The following is an 18161-nucleotide window of genomic DNA, read 5'->3' as shown; positions in this document are numbered from 1 at the left end:
CACAACCGACTTGTAAGCTGACGGCACCATGACGAGCGAGTTCACCCCCACCGAGCAGTTGCGACGCAGCATCGAACTCCTCTGGGGCGCCGACGAGCGCCCCGCCCGTGGCCCGAAACCGACCCTGACCCTGGACAAGATCGTCGACGCGGCGATCGCGGCCGCCGACCGGGAGGGCACCGCCGCCATCTCCATGCGGCGGGTGGCCGCCGAACTCGGGGTCGGCACAATGACGCTGTACCGGTACGTCCCCGGCAAGGCGGAACTCCTCGCGCTGATGCTGGACAGGGTCAGCGGGCCCGGCGACGAGGCGGTCCGGGCCGCGGACAAGGGCTGGCGGGAACTGCTGACGGCGGTGGCCCACGACTCCTACCGGCTGCACCTGGCGCACCCCTGGCTGCTCCAGGTCAACTGGACCCGGCCGGTGATGGGCCCGAACAGCCTCGCCGGGGCCGAGATCGTCGTCGCCGCGCTGACCGGTCTCGGCCTCACCAGCCAGGAGCGGATCGGTGTGATGATCACACTCGACGGCTTCGTCACCGGCTACGCCCGGCACCGGATCCTGTACGACGCCGCGGCCGAGGAGAGCGGGGTCAGCGACGAGGAGTTCTGGAGCCAGCACCTGCCGGTGCTGGAGCGGGCCATGGCCTCAGGCGACTACCCGGCGATGGCCGCACTCAGCGCGGACGCGTTCGACACCGGCTGGGACGAGACCTTCGAATTCGGCCTGCACTGCCTACTCGACGGCTTCGCCGCACTGTTCGCCGCCCGCCGCTCGGCCCCGGCGTCCGACCCGACGGAGGTCGATGGGTCCGCCGGCTGCTCATGACTCGGCAGGAAGATGCCCGGGGTCAGAGCCGGCGTACGCGGCGGGCGGCGGAAGCGGGCTGAGAGGACAAGACTGCATCTTGCGAGGTCGCGCGGCTAGTGTCCGTGACCATGAGTGGTGAAGTGATCATCTTGACCGGCCCACCCGGTGCCGGGATGACAGCGGCTACGACGTCGTTGTCGACGGCATACTCGGGCCATGGTTCCTGCCGCCGTTTCGGAAGATGGCAGAGCGGGACGGCCTGGCGGTGTCCTACGTATTCCTCAGACCCGACCTGCACACCACGTTGTCCCGCGCACAGGCGCGCAGCGGCGAGGAACTGAAGGATGCCGAGGCGGTCACCGGCCTGCATGGTGCATTCGCACAGCTCGGAGTACTTGAGGACCATGTCGTCGACAGCACCGGGCTCGACGCCGTGCAGACGGTCGCCGAAGTCCGGCGCCTCCTCGCGTCGGGAAAGTACCGGCTTCTGATCCGCGACGACAACGCCGCCACCTAACCCGGACAGCGGCGGGTCCCCGGAGTCGTCAGTACCGTTCCGGCCGGGCGGCCGAGGATTCCCGCACCGGGTGAGGACTACGCCGAAACGCCCCCGAGTGCGACGAACAGGCCGGTCCGGGCGTACGCGGCCGCGCCGCGCTCGTCGGCAGCGGCCAGTACCTCGTCCGCCGACGTCCGCCACCCGCGCCAGGCGCCCGCGATCTCCACGTAGTTTCCCAGCCAGACGACCAGCATCGCCAGGTCCAGCAGTGGCACCTGAGGTTCCCCCGATAACCCGGAGAGTGGTTTAGCTGGCGGGGGCCAGTTCGGGGTCGAGGGTAGTCGGGTCGGTTGTATCGATGTTCTTTGCGTACCAGACGGCCTTGTATTCGTCGGGTGAGAGCCAGCCGAGGTCCTTCTGGATGCGTTCCCGGTTGTACCAGCCGTCGATGTAGGTGAAGATCGCGTTCTCGGCCTCGTCGCGGGTGCGCCATGAGCACCGATAGACAAGTTCGATCTTCAGGGTGGAGAAGAAGTTCTCCATGAGCGCGTTGTCGTAGGAGTCGCCGACGGATCCCATCGAGGGCAGGATTCCGTTGTCCGCCAGGCGTTCCGTGAAGCGAATCGAGGTGTAGGTCGAGCGCGGTCGCTGTGGTGGATCAGCTGCCCGTCGCGGACGTCGCGTGACCAGATGCCGTACTCGAGGGCGGCGAGGACGAGGTCGGTGTTGCATCGGTCGGACGTCTTCCAGCCGACGATGCGGTTGGAGAACGCGTCGCGCACGGCTGCCAACCACAGCACGCCCTGGCCGGTGACGATGCGGGTGGCGTCGGCGACCCACAGCCGGTTCGGGCCCTGGGCGGTGAAGTCCCGGTTGACCAGGTCCGGTGCCGGGGCCGCCTTCGGGTTCTGGCGGGTGGAGCCGCCGCGCCAGCCGCGGCGCAGGAACGCGCCGGCCAGGTCGTGTTCGCGCATCAGCCGCTCGACGCGCTTGCGGCCGACACGGATGCCGCGCCGGGCCAGGGTGGCATGCACCCGCGGGCTGCCGTAGGTCTGCCCGGACCGCTCGTGAACCTCGACGATCTCGGTCAGCAGACCGCGGTCTTCGACCTCACGCTGGCTGGGATGGCGGTCGCGGGCGACCCAGCCGTAGTAGGTCGATGGGGCGACGTTGAGGACCCGGAGGATGGGCTCGACCCCGAAGCGGCCGCACAACTCGTTAACGAGCGTCATGACCGTCGCCGGGTCGGGTCGAGTTCCGAGGCGAAAAAAGCGCTGGCGGCTTTCAAGATCTCGTTGGCTCTGCGCAGCTCGGCATTCTCTTTGCGGAGCCGGCGTAGTTCCTCGGCCTCGGCGGTGGTGGGCTGGTCGAAGCGCTCACCGTGATCGGTCTGGTCCTGGCGGATCCAGTTGCGCAGCGCTTCGGGATGCACGCCGAGTTGCTCGGCCAGGCGCTTGATCACCGGCTTGGGGTCGGACTCCCGGTAGAGCCGCACCGCACGCTGGCGCAGCTCGTCCGGGTACTTGCGAGGGGCGGGCACGAAAACCTCCTGGTCAAGGTCTATCAGACCATGATCGAAAGCCTCCGAGCTACCGGGGGAACCTCAGTGGGCTCCGCTCGCGCTGCCCTGCGCGTGGGCAGGAGTCAGTCCCGGCTGATCGCGATCCGGTCGGACCCGGCCGTACAGGTGCCCTCCAGCGCGTCCGGATCCGTACGCCAGTTCCAGGTCGTACGGCACTGCCAACCGTCGACGGTCTGCCGCCACCCGTCGGCCGGCGGGGTCGCCACCTCCGCCGACTCCTCCACCCGTAGGTAGTAGTCCGTCACGATGCGCCCGGCCCGCTCACAGGTCACCGCCCCGCTGACGGTGAACCGCGCCGGCACGTGTAGCGGCGCCTCCGCCGTGTTGCGGCACAGCGTCGGGCCGGCCTGCCTCGCCAGCAGGGTCCCTGTCCCGACCCACGGCCGGCGCTCCCGGATTGCTCGACACGTCCTTCGGTCGTCTTTCGGTGGCTGCTGCTTCACTCGCGGAAGTAGCGCTTCGCAACTGTTGCGGGCCGCAACTGTCTGGAGGAGTAGTCGTGACCGATCCACAGCAGATCACCCGTCGGAGCGTGCTCGGCGCCGCCGCGGCGCTGGGTGCCACGGCCGGAGTCGGCGCCCTGCCCGACGCGGCAACTGCCGCCGGGCAGGACACCCCGGCCGTCGGCCGGCCGGGTCAGAAGGTCGCCCTGATCACGGGTACCAGCAGCGGCTTCGGAAGGCTGACCGCGCTCACCCTGGCCCGGGCGGGACACCGGGTGTTCGCCTCGATGCGCGAGTCGACCCGGGCCAACGCGCGCTCCGCCGGCGAACTGCGTACGGCGGCGCACCGCGAGCGGCTCTCCCTGGAGGTGGTCGACATCGACGTCCGGGACGACCGGTCGGTCCAGAGCGGCGTGGACCAGGTCCGGCGGCGGGCCGGGCGGATCGACGTACTGGTCAACAACGCCGGCACGGTCTGTCCCGGCGTACTCGAGACGATGACCGCGGCCGACGTGCAGCGCACCTTCGAGACGAACCTCTTCGGCCACCTCAGGATGAACCGCGCCGTGCTCCCGGCGATGCGCGCCCAGCGCGACGGCCTGGTCGTCCAGGTCACCACCGCACTCGGCCGCTTCGTCTTCCCGTTCCTCGCCACGTACTGCGGGGCGAAGTGGGCGTTGGAGGCGATGACCGAGGCGACCCGGTACGAGGTCTCCCGGTTCGGCGTCGACGTGGTGATCCTGGAGCCGGGTGCCTACTCGACGGACTTCGTGGACCCCAACGGGGTGGCCTACTACCGGCGCTACCTGCGTGACCTGAGCCCGGCCGACGCCCGCCGCCTGGCGGAGTACGGTGACCTCGCCCGCCGGGCCGAGTCCCACCTGGTCGAGGACTCCACGGCGGACCCGCAGGAGGTGGCCGACGCCGTCGCCACGATCGTCGACACCGCACGCGGCCAGCGTCCGGTCCGGGTGCTCGGGCCGGGTCTGGACGGCTTCCTCGGCGAGCTGAACAGCGTGGCCGCGGGCGTGCAGACCGCCGTACTGGAGGCGGCCGGCTTCGCCGACCTGGCCACCGCTCCCCCGCCGACGCGTTGACCGGCGGGTCCCGGCGCGGGCACCGGACCCGGCCGACCGGATCGTGGCCACGGCCGCCGGCCGCACCGTCCGGGATGCCGGTCGGCGGCTACGACCGCCGTGCCGTGGCGACGCCGGCCGGTGGCGGATGGCCACTGGTAGCTTGGGCCGATGCCAGGCTCCGGCCCCCGTCCGCCGTCGCTGCTCGCGCTCCCCTCCTACCTCGCCTCCCAGGTGTCCCGGTTCGGGCGGCGCCACCTCGAACGCGTACTCCAGGAGCACGATCTGGTGCTGGAGCACCACGCCATCCTGACCGCGCTGGACGACTTCGGCCCGCTGTCCCAGCAACAGCTGGCCGACTCGCTTGACCTGGACAAGAGTCATCTGGTCGGCCGGATCGACCATCTGGAAGGCCGTCGGCTGCTGTCCCGCGCCCCGGACCCGGCCGACCGGCGGCGCCACCGGATCACGCTGACGGCGACCGGCCGCAACCTCATCCGGCGGTTGCGGCCGGTCGCCCGGGAGTCCCAGGAAGACTTCCTGCGGACCCTGTCGCCCGCCGAGCGGAAAACCCTGGTGGGGCTGCTGGGCCGAGTCCTCGCCGCGAACGACGCGGCCCGCCGGGCGGGGGCCGCGACGCACCCGGTCGGCGGTGCTGCCGGCGGAGGATCGAGACCCGCCGCGGATGCCGGCTGACCGGTGCGACCGGTCCGGCGGCGGCGCGCGGCCGGCGATCCGGCACGGTAGGCAACGGTGCGGAAAGCCGGAAGAAAAGGAATTCAACCCATGACCGAGGCATTAGCCGGTCGTTAACCACAACTCCGTACCTTCGGGGCGCCGGTCCCCGGTCGCATCCCCCACTTGCCGGGACGGCAGCGCACGGGCGACCGCAACACGGCGGGTCCGACCCGGACGCCGTGCCGGCAGGTCGACAGGTGACGAGGTACCCGATGCACGACGACCCGGTGGGACGGCTGACGGAACTCTGGCAGCGGGCGGACGTCCTGGCTCAGCGGATCGAGGCGGTGACCCGACCGGACGGGAGTTGGGACGGCTCCGACGGCACCGGGACGGTGACGGTCATGGTGGACGCCGAGGGTCGGGTCGCCGCCGTCGCGGTCGAGCCGGAGTGGCGCCGTCGGATCGCCCCCGACGCGCTGGGCACCGCCGTCCGCGAGGCGGCCGGGGCGGCCCAGCACGGCCGGCTGGCCGACTGGGCCGAGTCGTTCGCCGACCCGCAGCCAGGCACTCGGCGGCGCGGTCTGGGCGATCGGCGCGGCGCTGACCGAGCACACCCTGGTCGACCGCCGGCACGGCCGGATCGTCACCGCGAACCTGGCCGGCTATCTGGTGCCGGTGGAGGCCGACGTGCCGGACATCGACGTGGTCTTCGTGGACAAGCCGGCGCCGGAGGCGAACGCACTGGGCGCCCGGGGCCTGGGCGAGGTGACCGCGACCGGCGCCAGTGCGGCCATCGCCAACGCCGTCTACCACGTCACCGGGCATCGGGTACGGGAGTTCCCGATCACCCCGGACAAGGTGCTGGCCGGGTGGCGGTGACCCGGCGGACGGTGGTGACGCCGTGCGAGAGGTACTGACGGAGCTGGCCGGCTGGTGGCGCCGGGGAGAGCCGGTCGGGCTGGCCACCGTGGTCGGTGCCTGGCGGTCGGCGCCCCGGCTGCCCGGCGCCGCCCTGCTGGCAGGTCCGGACGGCTCGGCGGTCGGCAGCGTCTCCGGCGGTTGCGTGGAGGCGGCGGTGTACGAACTTGCCGCCGAGGCGGTACGGACCGGCCGGCCATCGCTCCAGCGGTACGGCGTGGCCGACGACGACGCGCTGGCGGTCGGCCTGACCTGCGGCGGCGACCTGGACGTCTTCGTCGAGCGGGTGGATCCGGTGTCGTTTCCCGAACTGGGCGAGGTGGCCCGGGACGTCGCCGCCGGCCGGCCGGTCGCCATCGCCACCTGCGTCGCAGTCCCCCGGTCGAAAACACCTGTCGGCGGGCCGGCCGGGGCGACCGGCGACGCAACGACCACCGGCCGGCCGGTCGGCGCGACCGGCGGCGGAACGCCGGCCCAGTCGGCCAGTTCCGAGTCGGCGGAGCCGATGCTCGGCTCGGTGCCGGCACGACGGTTGGTGGTCTGGCCGGACCGGCACTCGGGCACGCTCGGCGCCGCCACGCTGGACCGGTCCGTGCTCGCCGACGCACGGACACTGCTCGCCGAGGGCGGCAGTCGGCCGCTGGACTACTCGCCGGACGGCCGGTGCCGCACCGGGCCGGGCGGCGAGAGCTGGCGGGTCTTCGTGTCCAGCTTCGCCCCGCCACCCCGGATGCTGGTCTTCGGCGCGATCGACTTCGCCGCCGCGGTGGCCCGGATCGGCGCGTTCCTGGGCTACCGGGTGACCGTCTGCGACGCCCGCCCGCTGTTCGCGACCGAGGCGCGGTTCCCCGACGCCGACGAGGTGTGGTGGCCTGGCCGCACCGGTACCTCGAGGCGGAGGCGGCGGCCGGCCGGATCGACGACCGGACGGCGGTGTGCGTGCTGACCCACGACGCGAAGTTCGACGTACCGCTGCTGGAGGTGGCCCTGCGGCTGCCGCTGTCCTACCTCGGCGCACTCGGTTCGCGCCGGACCCAGGCCGACCGGCTACGCCGGCTGCGGGCTGCGGGGGTACCGGCCGAGTCGCTGGCCCGGCTCGCCGCCCCGACCGGCCTGGACCTGGGCGCCCGGACCCCGGAGGCGACCGCGGTCAGCATCGCGGCCGAGATCATCGCGCTGGCCCGGGGTGGTACGACCGGCCGGCTCAGCCTCGGCACCGGCCCCATCCACCGCCAACCCGCCAGCACCACCTGACCCGCGACCAACGCGGGGCGGATCAGCAACGGTGGTGCGAATCTTCTGGCCACCTCCGTGAAGGCGAGGATGGCCGGATTCTGCTGGAGCGTCGTCCGGACCAGGGCGCTCGCGGCCGCCGGCAGGCCTCGTAACGGCAGCGCGACCACGTCCGGACGGTGCGCCTGCGCGGCGACCCCGGCCACGGTGGGATGGACGATCACCGCCCCGGCCAACGGACCGCTCAGGACGTCCAGCGTTCCCGGCGGGCGAGCTGACGGGCGGTGTCGACCAGTGCACGTACCGGCGGTGACGGGTGCCGTCGCCAGGCGATCTCAAGGTCGATCGTCGGCAACTCGTCGGCGGTGGGAAGGCAGGCAACCCCGTTGGGCAGTTGCCGCCCGAGCGACCAGGGCAGAAACATGAACCCCTGGTCGCGCAGGTTGAGGTTGAGGTTACGCAGGCCCGGCAGCGGGTTCTCCCAGACGTCGAAGATCTCGCCGCTGCTGCGCAGCGCGGCCAGCACGGTGTCGTGGTAGTGCGGCACGAGCCGGCGCGGGAAGAAGAGCAGGGTCTCCCTGCGGAGGTCGCTGAGCGCGACCGTACGTCGCCGTGCGAGTCGATGCCCGGCGCCGACCACGACGGCGTACGGATCAGGACGCAGTCGGGTCCGCTGGTACGTGGTCGGCACGGGGAGATGCCGGCCCAGCACGACGTCGAGTTCGCCCTCGTGCAGCGCGGTGCTGAGATCGACGTCCCATGCCTCCCGCGCGTCGAGCCGGATCCCCGGGTGCCGGTCACGCATCGCGGCGAACAGCTTCGGCATCTCCTCAAAGGCCGTGGTCACGGTGTAACCGACGCGTACCTGCCCACCCTCGGCCCGGCCGGCGCGGCGGGTCCGCTCCACGGTCCGCTCGGCCCCGATCAGGAGTTCGCGGGCGGATTCGACGAAGACCCGGCCCGCCTCGGTCAGTCGGGTGGGCCGGCGATGGAACAGGTCGACGCCGAGCTGCCGCTCCAGCTCCCGGATCTGCCGGCTCAACGGCGGCTGGGTCATGTGCAGTCGCTCAGCGGCAGCCTCGAAGCCGCCCGCCTCGGCAACCGCGATCACGTACCGGATGAGGCGCAGTTCGATCGGCATTGCCGTAAGGTATCTCGGCGGCCTCGCCGGGGATGCTCACACCGGCTGTCCGGACCAGATCACCTGAGCCGTGCGGCGATGGTCCGCGCACACGCCAGGGACGCGGTATGTGTAGTGTCCACCTCAAGGTCGTAGAGGACGCCCTGGTGCACCATCTCCGCCTGCGACACGGCCATTCCCTGGACCCGGTCTCCCCGGGCGACCTCACGGCCCGCGGCGACCGGAGCCTCGCACCGGACGCCGACCCAGAACACGTCCAGTCCGGCGAGAACCTTCTGCCAGAGCTGCTGCGACCCCCTTCCGCCGAGGAAAACCTCGTCGAGGATGACCCGGGCGCCGGCCCGGACCATCGCAGCGACTCCCGCCATCCACGCCGTCTGAAGCAACCGGAACTCCGGCCCGACTTTCACCCCGCCATCCGAAGTGAACTCGATGCCCGCATCCGTGGTCTGCATGGATGCGGGCATCGCATCGATCAGCGTGTCGACCCCGATGACAAGCCATGGATCTGGTAGGACCGCCTGCAGGCACCGGGCGATTCCCGACTTACCCGAGCTCGATCCGCCGTTCAGCACGATCACCTGAGTTGTCACCAGGCCACGATAGAGCCGCTACTCCCCCGGGCATCACCGGCTTCTCGTGGCGGACCACCTACCGTCGGGACGGCCGCCCCGTTCCGACCCCGGTGGGACTCGTCGCCGACGGGGGGGAATTGCTCGTACTCACCCAGCGGAACAGCGGGAACGTCGAGCGGATCCGCAACAACGCCACCGTCGAGGTGACGCATCGTCGGCGGCCGGGTAAAGGACGGCGGACCTTGATCCCGTGCCGAGGACTTGAAACCACAGCGGCGAGGACGGATCCTGGCTGTACATCGACAGCCGACAATCGGGGGTTTGCGGGATGCACCTCGTACCGGTCCTCGTCCTCACGCTCACCGCACTGCTGCCCGCCGCCCCGGCCACCGCAGGCGAGCACGGCAGTTCCTCGCAGGGTCCGGCCACCGTAACCGAGATACGGACCGCCGGAACCGCGTGGGGTGTCGACCCGGCGACCGGCCGGACCACCCTCACCGTCGACGAGTCGGTCGACAACGCCCAGGCCCGCGTACTGCGCGTCGTCGCCGAGCGCTCCGGAGCGGTGTTCCGCCGGGAACCCGGCCGCCTACGCCTACTCATCGCCGGCGGACAAGCCATTTACGGCGGCGCCGGCCGCTGCTCCCTCGGCGCCAACGTACGCGCCAGCGGCACGTACTACTTCGTCACCGCCGGGCACTGCACCCGGGCCGCCTCGACCTGGTACGCCGACAGCAGCCGGACGATCCCGCTCGGCCCCAACACCGGCAGCAGCTTCCCCGGCAACGACTACGGCATCGTGCGCTACACCGGTACGATCAGCCATCCCAGCGCGGTCTACACCTACCCGCAACTGCTGCCGATCACCGGCGCCGGTAACGCGTACGTCGGTCAGGCCGTCTGCCGCAGCGGAGCCACCACCGGCGTGCGCTGCGGCACGGTGACCGGCCTCAACCAGACCGTGAACTACGCCGAGGGCACCGTCTTCGGGCTCATCCGCACCAACATCTGCGCCGAGCCGGGCGACAGCGGCGGCCCGCTCTACTCCGCGTCGACCGGCACCATCCTTGGCATCCTCTCCGGAGGCAGCGGCAACTGCACCACCGGTGGGACGACGTACTACCAGCCGATCATGGAGATTTTGGCCGCGTACGGCGTCACCATCCCTTGACCTTCTCTCCGCTCCAAGAGTCGGCGCGCCTTGCCGTACGGTTGGGCGAACCGCTGTCGTCGATCTCAGAAGCGGGTTGTGTTCCGTGACCACTCCGGTAATCCTCGACTGTGACCCTGGCCATGACGACGCGCTGGCCCTCCTCCTGGCCGCGGCTGACCCCCGGATCGACCTGCTCGCCATCACCACTGTCGCCGGGAACCAGACCCTCGACAAGACCACGGTGAATGCGCGGCGGATCTGCACCGCCGCCGGCATCACCGACGTGCCGCTCGCCGCCGGGTGCGCCGGGCCGCTCGCCGGCGAACTGCGGGTGGCGCCGGAGATCCACGGGGCGAGTGGGCTCGACGGCCCGACCCTGGGCGAACCGACGGTGCCGGTCCTCGACGAGCACGCCGTCGCGCTGATCCGCCGGATCCTGCTCGATCATCCGGAACCCGTCACGCTCGTCCCCACCGGGCCGCTCACCAACATCGCGACGCTGCTGCGGGACCACCCCGAGGTGGCGCCGAAGATCCGCGAAATCGTGTTCATGGGTGGCTCGACCGGACGCGGGAACGTCACGCCGTACGGTGAGTTCAACGTGGTGGTGGATCCGGAGGCCGCCCAGATCGTGCTGCGTTCCGGCCTGCCGGTGACGATGTGCGGGCTGAACACCACCCACCAGGCGCTGGTGACGCCGGACGTCATCGCGAGATTCCGGCGGCTCGACACCGACCTGGCACGGATCTGCATCGACCTCATGACGTTCTTCGCGGCGACGTACCAGGACGTGTTCGGGCTCGCCGATCCGCCGCTGCACGATCCGGTCGCCGTTGCCCGGGTGATAGACCCGTCGATCGTCGCCTGCGTACCGGCGCCGGTCGCGGTGGAACTGGCCGGGACACACACCCGGGGCGCGACCGTGGTCGACCTGCACCACCGCACCGCCACGCCGGACAACGCCAACGTGGCGCTGCACCTGGACGTCGAGGCGTTCTGGGAGTTGGTGACCGGCGCGGTCGAACGGCTGGCGTCACCGGCGCGCCGCCGGTGACGACCGCGCCGCCCGAGCGCCGAAGGCTCCCGGAGAAGGCCGCGCCCGTTGCCGGCGCACTTCCCGGAGGCGGTCAGGCGGGCTCAGATGAAGGTGGGCTTGGTGAGTCGCCAGGCGGCTCCGATGAGGCCGACGTGGGACAGCGCCAGCGGGGTGTTGCCGAGGTGCGCGCCGGTGCGCGGGTCGATCTGTTCGGCGAACAGCCCGAGGTCGTTGGCGCGGGCGGCGGTGCGTTCGAAGAGTGCGGCGGCCCGTTCGGTCTCGCCGGCCATCGCCAGGCACTCGACCAACCAGAACGTGCAGATCACGAAGCCGGCCGGATCGTCTGGCCAGCGTCGGACCAGTCCTTCGGTCGTCAGGTCTGTCGCGATGGCCTCGATGGTGGCGCGCATCTGCGGATCGGTGGCCGCCACCATGCCCGAGCCGGGCAGGAGCAGCACCGAGGCGTCCAGTTCCGCCGATCCGATGGCTCCGGTGTAGGCACCGACGCGCTCGTTCCAGCCGTCGCGCAGCACCGTGCGCCGGATCTCGTCGCGGACGGCGGCCCACCGCTGCGGATCGGCGCGCGGGCCGAGGATCGGCGCGAGCTTCACCGCGCTGTCCAGCGCGCCCCAGCACATCGCCTTCGACGCGAGGTAGTGCCGTCCGGGGCCGCGTTCCTCCCACATGCCGGCGTCCGGTTCCCGCCAGTGGGTGGCCTGCTCGGCCAGGCCGACCAGCAGCGCCCGTAGCTCCTCGGTGACGTCGCCGAGTCGGTCGCGGAGCAGGTACGCGCAGAGCAGTACCTCGCCGGGCACGTCGTGCTGCCGCTGCCGCCAGGCGCCGTTGCCGACCCTGACCGGCCGACTGCCGGCGTAGCCGCGCAAATGGTCGAGGGAGTACTCGGCCAGGTTCCGCTCGCCGGTCACCCCGTACATGACCGGCACGGGTTCGTCACCGGTGCGACCGGCCGAGCGGGCGGCCCAGTCGAAGAGCCGGCCGGTCTCCTCGGGGCAGGCGGTGACCCAGAGCGCCCGCATGGTCAGGAAGAAGTCCCGCAGCCAGGCGTAGCGGTAGTCGTAGTTGTCGGTGCCGCCGAGCCGCTCCGGCAGGGACGTGGTGACGGCGGCGACCACCGCCCCGCTGGGCCGGTAGGTCAGGCCTTGCATGATCAACGCGTGCTGCTGTACGAGGTCGCGGTAACGACCGTCGTACCGGTGCAGGTCCCCCGCCGCCCGCCACGACTCGACGGTGTCCCGCAGCGCCGGTACCGGGTCCAGCCGCCGTGGCGGCGGGCCGTAGGCCGTCGCGGTCGCGAGGTCGAAGCCGAACACCTGACCGGCGGCGACGTCGAACTCGCCAACCGCCCGCCCGCGCGCGCAGTCCAGCGGCACCGGGGCGCGCAGGGCCAGGGTCAGCGGACCGGCGGTGGTGAGTACCTGCCCGTCGCGGCAGTGCAGGTACGGAACTATCAGCCCGTATTCCGGTCTCGGGACGTACTCGCAGCACATCCGTACCGTGCCGGTGAGTCCTTCGACGACCCGGGCCAGCACCATCGGGGAATCCCGTCCGATGTCGTGTGCATGCACCCCGGGCTCCGCCAGCAGCGCTTCGGTGACCGCGACGCTGCCGGTGCCGGTACGATGCACGGTCCGCAGCACCAGCGAACCGTCGACGTACGCCCGCTCCGTCCGCGGGTCCGACCCGGGCACCGGGCAGAGGGTCCAGTGTCCGGCGTCCGGGTCCAGCAGCCGGCCGAACACCGACGGCGCGTCGAACCGGCCCGGGCACCACCAGTCGACCGAGCCGTGCCGGCTGACCAGCGCCGCCGACGCGCAGTCGGACAGCAGACCGTAGTCGGCGATGGCGGCCTCGGACATTCCGGGCGAATACCCGATTTGCTGGGGATAGCACTTCAGCGGAGCCGAGCCGTCGGCGCGTCCGCCGTGGGGTCGGCTACCCGGAGTTGTCCGGCCCGCGATCCGTGTATCCCGCGTAGACCGGGCACTCCGTGCACGCCGACCGGTCGCAGAGCCGGCACAGCCGGGCCAGGCACCGCTCGTCGGCCGGCTGCGGCCGCAGGAGGGCCGTGGCGATGTCGGTCAACTGCCGGCGCTGCTCGGCGGACAACGGAGTGAGCAATTCGGTCAGGACCTGGCGTCGGGCTCCCAGTACCTGTTCGGCGATCCGCAGTCCGGCGGCGGTGAGGTGCAGGCGGTAGCTGCGGGCGTCGCTGCCGGGTCGTCGCTCGATCCAGCCCGACTGGACGAGGCGGCGGACGAGGTGCGCGGTCCCCGGTTGGGAGAGGCCGAGCACCTGGCCGAGCCACTCCGCGGTGGCTCCCGGCTGGTCCTTGACCACTACCAGCGCCTCGGGCAGTGACCCGGCGGCTCCCGCTTCGGCGGTCACGGCTGCCCGGACCGTGCCTTCGATCAGCAGACTCAGCGCGCCGAGCAGGTTTGACGTGTCGTCGGCGGGAACATTCATAACTCATGAATCTACCGCGTCGCAGCCTCGCCGTCATCGCCGCGACCAACCTGGCCCAGCTACCGATCGCGCTGCGACAACTGCTGGTCGTGCTACTCGGTCACCACATCAGCGGTAGCTACGCCGTCGCCGGCGCCGCTGGCGCCGCCTGCGGCGTCGGCCTCGCCATCAGCGCCCCGCTGGCCGGCCGGCTGCTCGCCCGGCTGGGGCATCGGAGAGTCCTGCTCGGATTCGGGATGCTGCACGCCTCGGCACTGATCGGGCTCAGTTTCGCCGCCAGCCCGGCCGGCTACCTCACCCTCGCCGCCGTGGCCGGCCTGGCCACGCCTCCGGTCACCAGCAGCAGCCGCGCGATCCTGCCGACCCTGGTGCCCGCCCCCGCGCTCAGTCGCGCCTACGCGCTCAACGCGGTCGGGCAGGAGTTGCTGTACGTCGCCGGCCCGCTGGCCGTGACGGTGATCCTCGGCTACGTCGGTCCGGCCGCAGCACTGCTGGCGTTCACCGCGGTCGGCACCATCGCACTGCTCCTCGACGCCGCGATCATCCCACCCTGCGGCGGCCGTGCCGAGCCGGTCGCCCGGGCCTGGACGGGGCCGGCGCGGGTGGCCGTACTCACGCTGGTCGGAGTGCATTTCGCCTACATGGTCGGGATGGGCGCCATGTGGGTGCTCCTACCCGCCTTCGCCACGGACAACGGCCGTTCGAACCAGACCGGGCTGCTGGTCGCCGTCTGGTCGGCCGCGAGCCTGTTGGGCGGGTTGCTGCTGGTGAAACGGGGCCGCTCCGGTGGCCTCGTGGTCAGCTACCTGGCCCTGCTGGCGGCACTGGCGCTCACCTCCGGCGCGCTGCTGTTGCCCCGCACCGTGCCTCAGATGGGCCTCGCCCTGCTGGCTTTCGGCCTCGCGCTGGCGCCGTGGCTCGCCACCACCGACGAACTCATGGTCCGGACCGTGCCGCGGCACCGGAGCGCGGAGAGCTATGGCTGGCAGCAGACCGCCGGCCAACTCGGGGTGGCGGCAGGTTCGGCCAGCAGTGGGCTGGTCAACGACCACTTCGGCACCAGGGCCGCGTTCCTGCTCGTGTGCACCACCCTGATTGCCGGCTTCGCGCTCGCCTACCGGCAGCGTGCGGGCCTCCAGGCCGCGACCGGACGTGAACGTTACCGACCGTCACATCCGGACATCCGAGGGGCGCCGTCATGACCGGATGACGATGCCAGGGTCCCGCATCGTAGCTTCGGGTGTGGGACCAGATAAGCGAACCAGCGCCGCCCTGCGCCTCGCGGGCCGCCGCAGGTGTCATTATGATGCGATGACGGACGGAAGGCGGGAGATGTCCCCCGAACTCGATTCCACCGCGGCCGTTCTGTCCTTGACAGTGGTGCGCGACGGCATCGGGATCCGGGTGGCAGCCGACGGCGAGGTGGACATGAGCACCGCCGACAACCTACGAGACTGTCTGGACGAACTGCTGGACCAGAAGCCCGACAAACTCACGGTCGACCTGGCCGGTGTCACCTTCCTGGACTCCAGCGGTATCGCCACACTCGTGCACGCCTACAACCGCGCGACCAAACAGGACGCCGGCCTGAACGTGGTGAACTGCCGGCGAAACGTTCGTCGGGTCCTGGAGTTGACCGGTCTGCTCTCCGTCATGAGCGACGGCACCTGAGACCACGCACCGGGCAGACGGTCGGCCCCTCAGGCCAGCCAGGACCGCCGGCTGCGGCGATGGCCGTCGTCCGGCGGCAGCTCCGGCTTCGCCAGCGGGCCCGATGTGCTTCGTCCGACGCGGTACAGCAGCACGGGCCGGCCGCCGGTCGTGACGCCCGGCCGAGTAGCGCCGGCCGGTTCTGGGTAGCTGAAGGTCCGTGAGCGCTGTCCCGCAGGTTCTGGTGGTCGGACAACTGGCCCGCGATCTCGTACTGGTGGTCGACCGGATGCCACCGGCCGGCAGCGCCGCCGACGTCCGGTGCCGCCGCGAGATGCTCGGCGGCAAGGGCGCCAACCAGGCGGTGGCGCTGGCCCAGCTCGGCGCCCGTCCGATCCTGCTCGCCGTGGCCGGCGACGACCGGGTCGGTGCGGACCTGTTGGCGCAGGCGCGCCGGGACGGTATCGACGTGTCGTGGGTACGCCGCCGGGTCGGGGCGGGCACGGGGCTGATCGTGGAGGCGCTGGACGCCGAGGGAGGCTGGCGCTACCTGCAACACCTGCCCGACGACATGCTGCTGACCGAGGCGGACGTGCGGGAGGCGGCGGAGGCGTTCGCCGCCGACGGCGTACTGGTGCAGCTCCAGCAGCCACCACCGGCGGCGCTGGCGGCGGCGCGGCTCGCCCGGGAGGCGGGCCGGCTGCTCGTGCTCGACGGCGCGCCGGCCGACGACGAGCACCGCCAGCCGCTGCTGGCGGCCGCCGACGTGCTACGGGCGGACGACCGGGAGACCGGGTTGCTGACCGGCGTCTCGACCGACGACCCGGATCGGCTCCGTGCCGCCGCCGAGCGGCTCCTCCGCGCCGGCCCGGACCTGGTCGTGCTCGGCCCCTCGGGCCAGCGGGAAACCTCTTCGTCTGGGACGACCGTCGCTGGGGCCGGGGGCATCTGCTGGTGCCGCTCACCGAGGAGACGGTGGTGGACACCACCGGCGCGGGAGACGCGCTGACCGCCGCGCTCACCGTGGCACTGCTGCGCGGTGACCCGCCGCCGGACGCGGCCCGGTACGCGGTGGCCGCCGCCGGTGCCAGTGTCGGGCATCCCGGAGGCCGCCCCGCGCTCGGTGGCGCTGCGGTACGGAAGCGGCTGGCGGACCTCGCTCCCGAACCGGGTGACGATCGGCTGATCGGCGGCGAGGCGTGAGCGTCGAGACCGGGCCCACCTCGGTCACGCCCACCTCGCCGAGTCGGCCCTACAGGACCTGCACGGTCTCGCCGGGCAGAGCCGCGACGGCCTGCACACCGCCACCCTCGCCGGCGTCTGGCCGGCCCTGGTGACGGGCTTTGGCGGGCTCCGGGACGGCGGCGACGAACTCGCGTTCGCGCCTCGGCTGCCGGCGGCGCTGACCCGGCTGGAGTTCTCGCTCCGCTGGCGGGGCCGCCGGCTTCGGGTCACGGTGACCGGGGACACCGCGACGTACCTGCTGCGGAAGGGCACCGACGAGCACGGAATCCGGCTGCGCCACCACGGGACGCGGGTGCACCTCCGACCGCGTCGCCCCCGTCGCCTGCCGCTGCCGGAACTCCCCGACCCCGGCCCGGAACCCGCCGCACCGCCCGGTCGGGCTCCCCGACGCCGGCATGCCGGGCAGCCGGTGACCGCCATCCGGGCGGCCCGGTCCGGTGTTGGTGAGTGAGCCCGTGCCTCCACCGGCTCAACCCGGTCCCGAGGCTCCAGCACACGGATGAGGGCGAAGGCTCCGGCACACGGGGTGGAGCGGGCACGCCGACGCCGTCCGGACCGCCTGGATCTGCGAGGGAGGAGCGGCGGCGGCCCGGACGGCGGCGAGGGCGCGGGAGGCTAGGAGCGGGAGCCGGACAGATCGTCCCGGCTGGAAGGAAGCTCGGTGGCCTGGCCTGCGGCCAGCGGAGAGGCCACCCGGTCCCGGGCGTTCTCCGAGCCCGAACTCCCGCCGTCCGCGGCCACCTCCCCGTCGTAGTTGTAGACCCGGTACGTGCCACCGCCGACTTCCCTCGTCGCGGTGGTCCGGATGTACCGGTGGATGAGTCCGTCGAGCTCCAGTTCGACAAGTCCGGAGTCGCCGGCCGCGACGAGGCTCTCGCCGTGCGGGCCGCCTATCAAGATCGCGTCGTCACGTGTCGTCATGACTGCCCACTACCCAGCGCCGGATCCGTTCACTCACGCCACGCTCCGATCGGCGGTGGGGCCGGCCGCCATGTCGGTTGGCGCCGGCCCGGCGACGCCCGACAGCACAGCTCGGGCGAACCAGGAATGACCTGGCCAGTGCGGGGGCAGAGTGACGGCATGGATCAGCAGGCGACCGCAGGGATGTACCGGATCGAGGATCTTTGTCAGTTGGCCGAACTGGTGCGGCAGGCGCCGGCGGACGAGGAACTGTACGTGCGGTGGTCCCACGGCCCGGACGCCGACCACGTCGGTCGGGGTGCGTCCCGGCAGACCAGCCGGGACGCGCTCACCGGCGTGCCACTGCCGGGCCTGTCCGCCAACCCGCTGCGGGTCGAGCCGTGGTGGGGCGACCGCTCGCGGTATCTCTGGGTCGCCCGGCGTCTCTACGACTACTGCCATGTCCGGGAACTCCGCGGCCCGGGAGCCTCCCCCTGGGTCCTGACCGGCCGGGAGTGCGGACGGGGACCGGACAACGAACCGCTGGTGATCTGCCGCCGACCGGTCGCGTGGGTGGGCGAGAAGGCACTCCGCGAGGCCGACCTGGCGATCCGGGGACAACGCTCCGACGAATGGGGTCCGTTGCACCGCGCGGATCAGGACGGCGAGGACGAGCGGCGAGGGTGGGGACTGGGCGTCGCGCAGTGAGCGTGGCGGTCAGCGGGTGCGGGTAT

24 protein-coding genes and 2 pseudogenes are annotated in these 18161 nt (G+C 71.9%); 16 read left to right on the top strand and 10 right to left on the bottom strand.

Annotation, left to right across the window (positions count from 1 at the left end; translation table 11 throughout):
* Positions 1-28 precede the first annotated feature (28 nt).
* Both R6Y94_RS01040 and R6Y94_RS01035 read left to right on the top strand, forming a co-directional pair.
* A complete protein-coding gene (locus R6Y94_RS01040; protein WP_318393813.1) occupies positions 29-829 on the top strand; it encodes a TetR/AcrR family transcriptional regulator in 801 nt (266 codons plus the stop codon).
* A 223-nt stretch (positions 830-1052) separates the two neighbouring features.
* Positions 1053-1328, top strand: coding sequence for a hypothetical protein (locus tag R6Y94_RS01035; protein WP_318393812.1), 276 nt, complete (start codon positions 1053-1055; stop codon positions 1326-1328).
* 77 nt (positions 1329-1405) lie between these two features.
* On the opposite strand, the gene R6Y94_RS01030 is transcribed toward R6Y94_RS01035, so the two are convergent.
* From R6Y94_RS01030 to R6Y94_RS01010, 5 genes and pseudogenes are all read right to left on the bottom strand, one after another.
* A complete protein-coding gene (locus R6Y94_RS01030; protein ID WP_318393811.1) occupies positions 1406-1585 on the bottom strand; it encodes a hypothetical protein in 180 nt (59 codons plus the stop codon).
* A 31-nt stretch (positions 1586-1616) separates the two neighbouring features.
* Positions 1617-1853 carry an IS3 family transposase gene (locus R6Y94_RS01025; protein ID WP_318393810.1) on the bottom strand — a complete coding sequence of 79 codons (237 nt, stop codon included), beginning with the start codon at positions 1851-1853 and terminating at the stop codon, positions 1617-1619.
* Positions 1829-2548 (bottom strand): annotated as a pseudogene (locus R6Y94_RS01020) (IS3 family transposase); the annotation flags it as partial. The pseudogene R6Y94_RS01020 and the gene R6Y94_RS01025, both read right to left, overlap by 25 nt.
* On the bottom strand, positions 2539-2850 hold the full coding sequence (locus tag R6Y94_RS01015) for a transposase (protein WP_318393809.1): 312 nt from the start codon (positions 2848-2850) through the stop codon (positions 2539-2541). The pseudogene R6Y94_RS01020 and the gene R6Y94_RS01015, both read right to left, overlap by 10 nt.
* 104 nt (positions 2851-2954) lie before the next feature.
* Entirely contained in the window at positions 2955-3194 is a 240-nt protein-coding gene (locus R6Y94_RS01010) for a hypothetical protein (protein ID WP_318393808.1), read from the bottom strand.
* A gap of 197 nt (positions 3195-3391) precedes the next feature.
* On the opposite strand from R6Y94_RS01010, the gene R6Y94_RS01005 reads away from it, so the two are divergent.
* The 5 genes and pseudogenes from R6Y94_RS01005 (at position 3392) to R6Y94_RS00985 (ending at position 7264) form a co-directional block, all read left to right on the top strand.
* Entirely contained in the window at positions 3392-4432 is a 1041-nt protein-coding gene (locus tag R6Y94_RS01005; RefSeq protein ID WP_318393807.1) for an SDR family oxidoreductase, read from the top strand.
* A gap of 150 nt (positions 4433-4582) precedes the next feature.
* A complete protein-coding gene (locus R6Y94_RS01000) occupies positions 4583-5107 on the top strand; it encodes a MarR family transcriptional regulator (protein ID WP_318393806.1) in 525 nt (174 codons plus the stop codon).
* Positions 5108-5659: 552 nt separating this feature from the next.
* Positions 5660-5971, top strand: a pseudogene (locus tag R6Y94_RS00995) (molybdopterin cofactor-binding domain-containing protein); the annotation flags it as partial.
* A gap of 22 nt (positions 5972-5993) precedes the next feature.
* Positions 5994-6956, top strand: coding sequence for an XdhC family protein (locus tag R6Y94_RS00990; RefSeq protein WP_318393805.1), 963 nt, complete (start codon positions 5994-5996; stop codon positions 6954-6956).
* Entirely contained in the window at positions 6950-7264 is a 315-nt protein-coding gene (locus R6Y94_RS00985) for an XdhC family protein (protein ID WP_412102667.1), read from the top strand. Before R6Y94_RS00990 ends, R6Y94_RS00985 begins: the two co-directional genes overlap by 7 nt.
* Before the next feature lie 223 nt (positions 7265-7487).
* Here R6Y94_RS00985 and R6Y94_RS00980 read toward each other — a convergent pair whose 3' ends face one another.
* Positions 7488-8384 carry a LysR family transcriptional regulator gene (locus R6Y94_RS00980; RefSeq protein WP_318393803.1) on the bottom strand — a complete coding sequence of 299 codons (897 nt, stop codon included), beginning with the start codon at positions 8382-8384 and terminating at the stop codon, positions 7488-7490.
* A 59-nt stretch (positions 8385-8443) separates the two neighbouring features.
* Positions 8444-8965, bottom strand: a complete 522-nt coding sequence (gene cpt / locus R6Y94_RS00975) for a chloramphenicol phosphotransferase CPT (RefSeq protein WP_318393802.1) — start codon at positions 8963-8965, stop codon at positions 8444-8446.
* Here cpt and R6Y94_RS44965 point away from each other — a divergent pair.
* The 3 genes from R6Y94_RS44965 (at position 8887) to R6Y94_RS00965 (ending at position 11166) form a co-directional block, all read left to right on the top strand.
* Positions 8887-9393: a pyridoxamine 5'-phosphate oxidase family protein gene (locus R6Y94_RS44965; protein WP_412102666.1), complete on the top strand. Its 507-nt coding sequence runs from the start codon at positions 8887-8889 to the stop codon at positions 9391-9393. The two genes, cpt and R6Y94_RS44965, sit on opposite strands and share 79 nt — an antisense overlap.
* Complete coding sequence (locus R6Y94_RS00970; RefSeq protein ID WP_318393801.1) at positions 9288-10130, top strand: S1 family peptidase; 843 nt, start codon at positions 9288-9290, stop codon at positions 10128-10130. Before R6Y94_RS44965 ends, R6Y94_RS00970 begins: the two co-directional genes overlap by 106 nt.
* A gap of 85 nt (positions 10131-10215) precedes the next feature.
* Positions 10216-11166, top strand: a complete 951-nt coding sequence (locus R6Y94_RS00965; RefSeq protein WP_318393800.1) for a nucleoside hydrolase — start codon at positions 10216-10218, stop codon at positions 11164-11166.
* 83 nt (positions 11167-11249) lie between these two features.
* On the opposite strand, the gene R6Y94_RS00960 is transcribed toward R6Y94_RS00965, so the two are convergent.
* A complete protein-coding gene (locus tag R6Y94_RS00960) occupies positions 11250-13025 on the bottom strand; it encodes a glycoside hydrolase family 15 protein (RefSeq protein WP_318393799.1) in 1776 nt (591 codons plus the stop codon).
* Positions 13026-13101: 76 nt separating this feature from the next.
* The gene (locus tag R6Y94_RS00955; RefSeq protein ID WP_318393798.1) at positions 13102-13632 is read right to left on the bottom strand and encodes a MarR family winged helix-turn-helix transcriptional regulator; all 531 of its coding nucleotides are present in this window, start codon (positions 13630-13632) and stop codon (positions 13102-13104) included.
* Positions 13633-13637: 5 nt separating this feature from the next.
* Between R6Y94_RS00955 and R6Y94_RS00950 the strand changes: the two genes are divergently transcribed.
* The 5 genes from R6Y94_RS00950 to R6Y94_RS00925 all read left to right on the top strand — a co-directional run bounded on the left by R6Y94_RS00950 (position 13638) and on the right by R6Y94_RS00925 (position 16978).
* A complete protein-coding gene (locus tag R6Y94_RS00950; protein ID WP_318393797.1) occupies positions 13638-14834 on the top strand; it encodes an MFS transporter in 1197 nt (398 codons plus the stop codon).
* A gap of 109 nt (positions 14835-14943) precedes the next feature.
* The gene (locus R6Y94_RS00945; protein WP_318393796.1) at positions 14944-15303 is read left to right on the top strand and encodes an STAS domain-containing protein; all 360 of its coding nucleotides are present in this window, start codon (positions 14944-14946) and stop codon (positions 15301-15303) included.
* A 199-nt stretch (positions 15304-15502) separates the two neighbouring features.
* Complete coding sequence (locus tag R6Y94_RS00940; protein WP_318393795.1) at positions 15503-16291, top strand: PfkB family carbohydrate kinase; 789 nt, start codon at positions 15503-15505, stop codon at positions 16289-16291.
* On the top strand, positions 16261-16485 hold the full coding sequence (locus R6Y94_RS00935) for a PfkB family carbohydrate kinase (protein ID WP_318393794.1): 225 nt from the start codon (positions 16261-16263) through the stop codon (positions 16483-16485). Before R6Y94_RS00940 ends, R6Y94_RS00935 begins: the two co-directional genes overlap by 31 nt.
* A 130-nt stretch (positions 16486-16615) precedes the next feature.
* Positions 16616-16978, top strand: a complete 363-nt coding sequence (locus R6Y94_RS00925) for a glycosyl hydrolase family 65 protein (protein ID WP_412102665.1) — start codon at positions 16616-16618, stop codon at positions 16976-16978.
* Between the two features lie 164 nt (positions 16979-17142).
* On the opposite strand, the gene R6Y94_RS00920 is transcribed toward R6Y94_RS00925, so the two are convergent.
* Positions 17143-17448, bottom strand: coding sequence for a hypothetical protein (locus R6Y94_RS00920; RefSeq protein ID WP_318393793.1), 306 nt, complete (start codon positions 17446-17448; stop codon positions 17143-17145).
* 159 nt (positions 17449-17607) lie between these two features.
* Here R6Y94_RS00920 and R6Y94_RS00915 point away from each other — a divergent pair, with 159 nt between their 5' ends.
* Positions 17608-18135, top strand: a complete 528-nt coding sequence (locus R6Y94_RS00915; RefSeq protein WP_318393792.1) for a DUF6098 family protein — start codon at positions 17608-17610, stop codon at positions 18133-18135.
* The last annotated feature ends 26 nt before the right edge of the window (positions 18136-18161 follow it).

Source organism: Plantactinospora sp. KLBMP9567, assembly GCF_033446045.1.
Classification (GTDB): Bacteria; Actinomycetota; Actinomycetes; order Mycobacteriales; family Micromonosporaceae; genus Plantactinospora.
The sequence above is the reverse complement of the archived record's forward strand: the minus strand, read 5'-3'. Positions and strand labels throughout refer to the sequence as shown.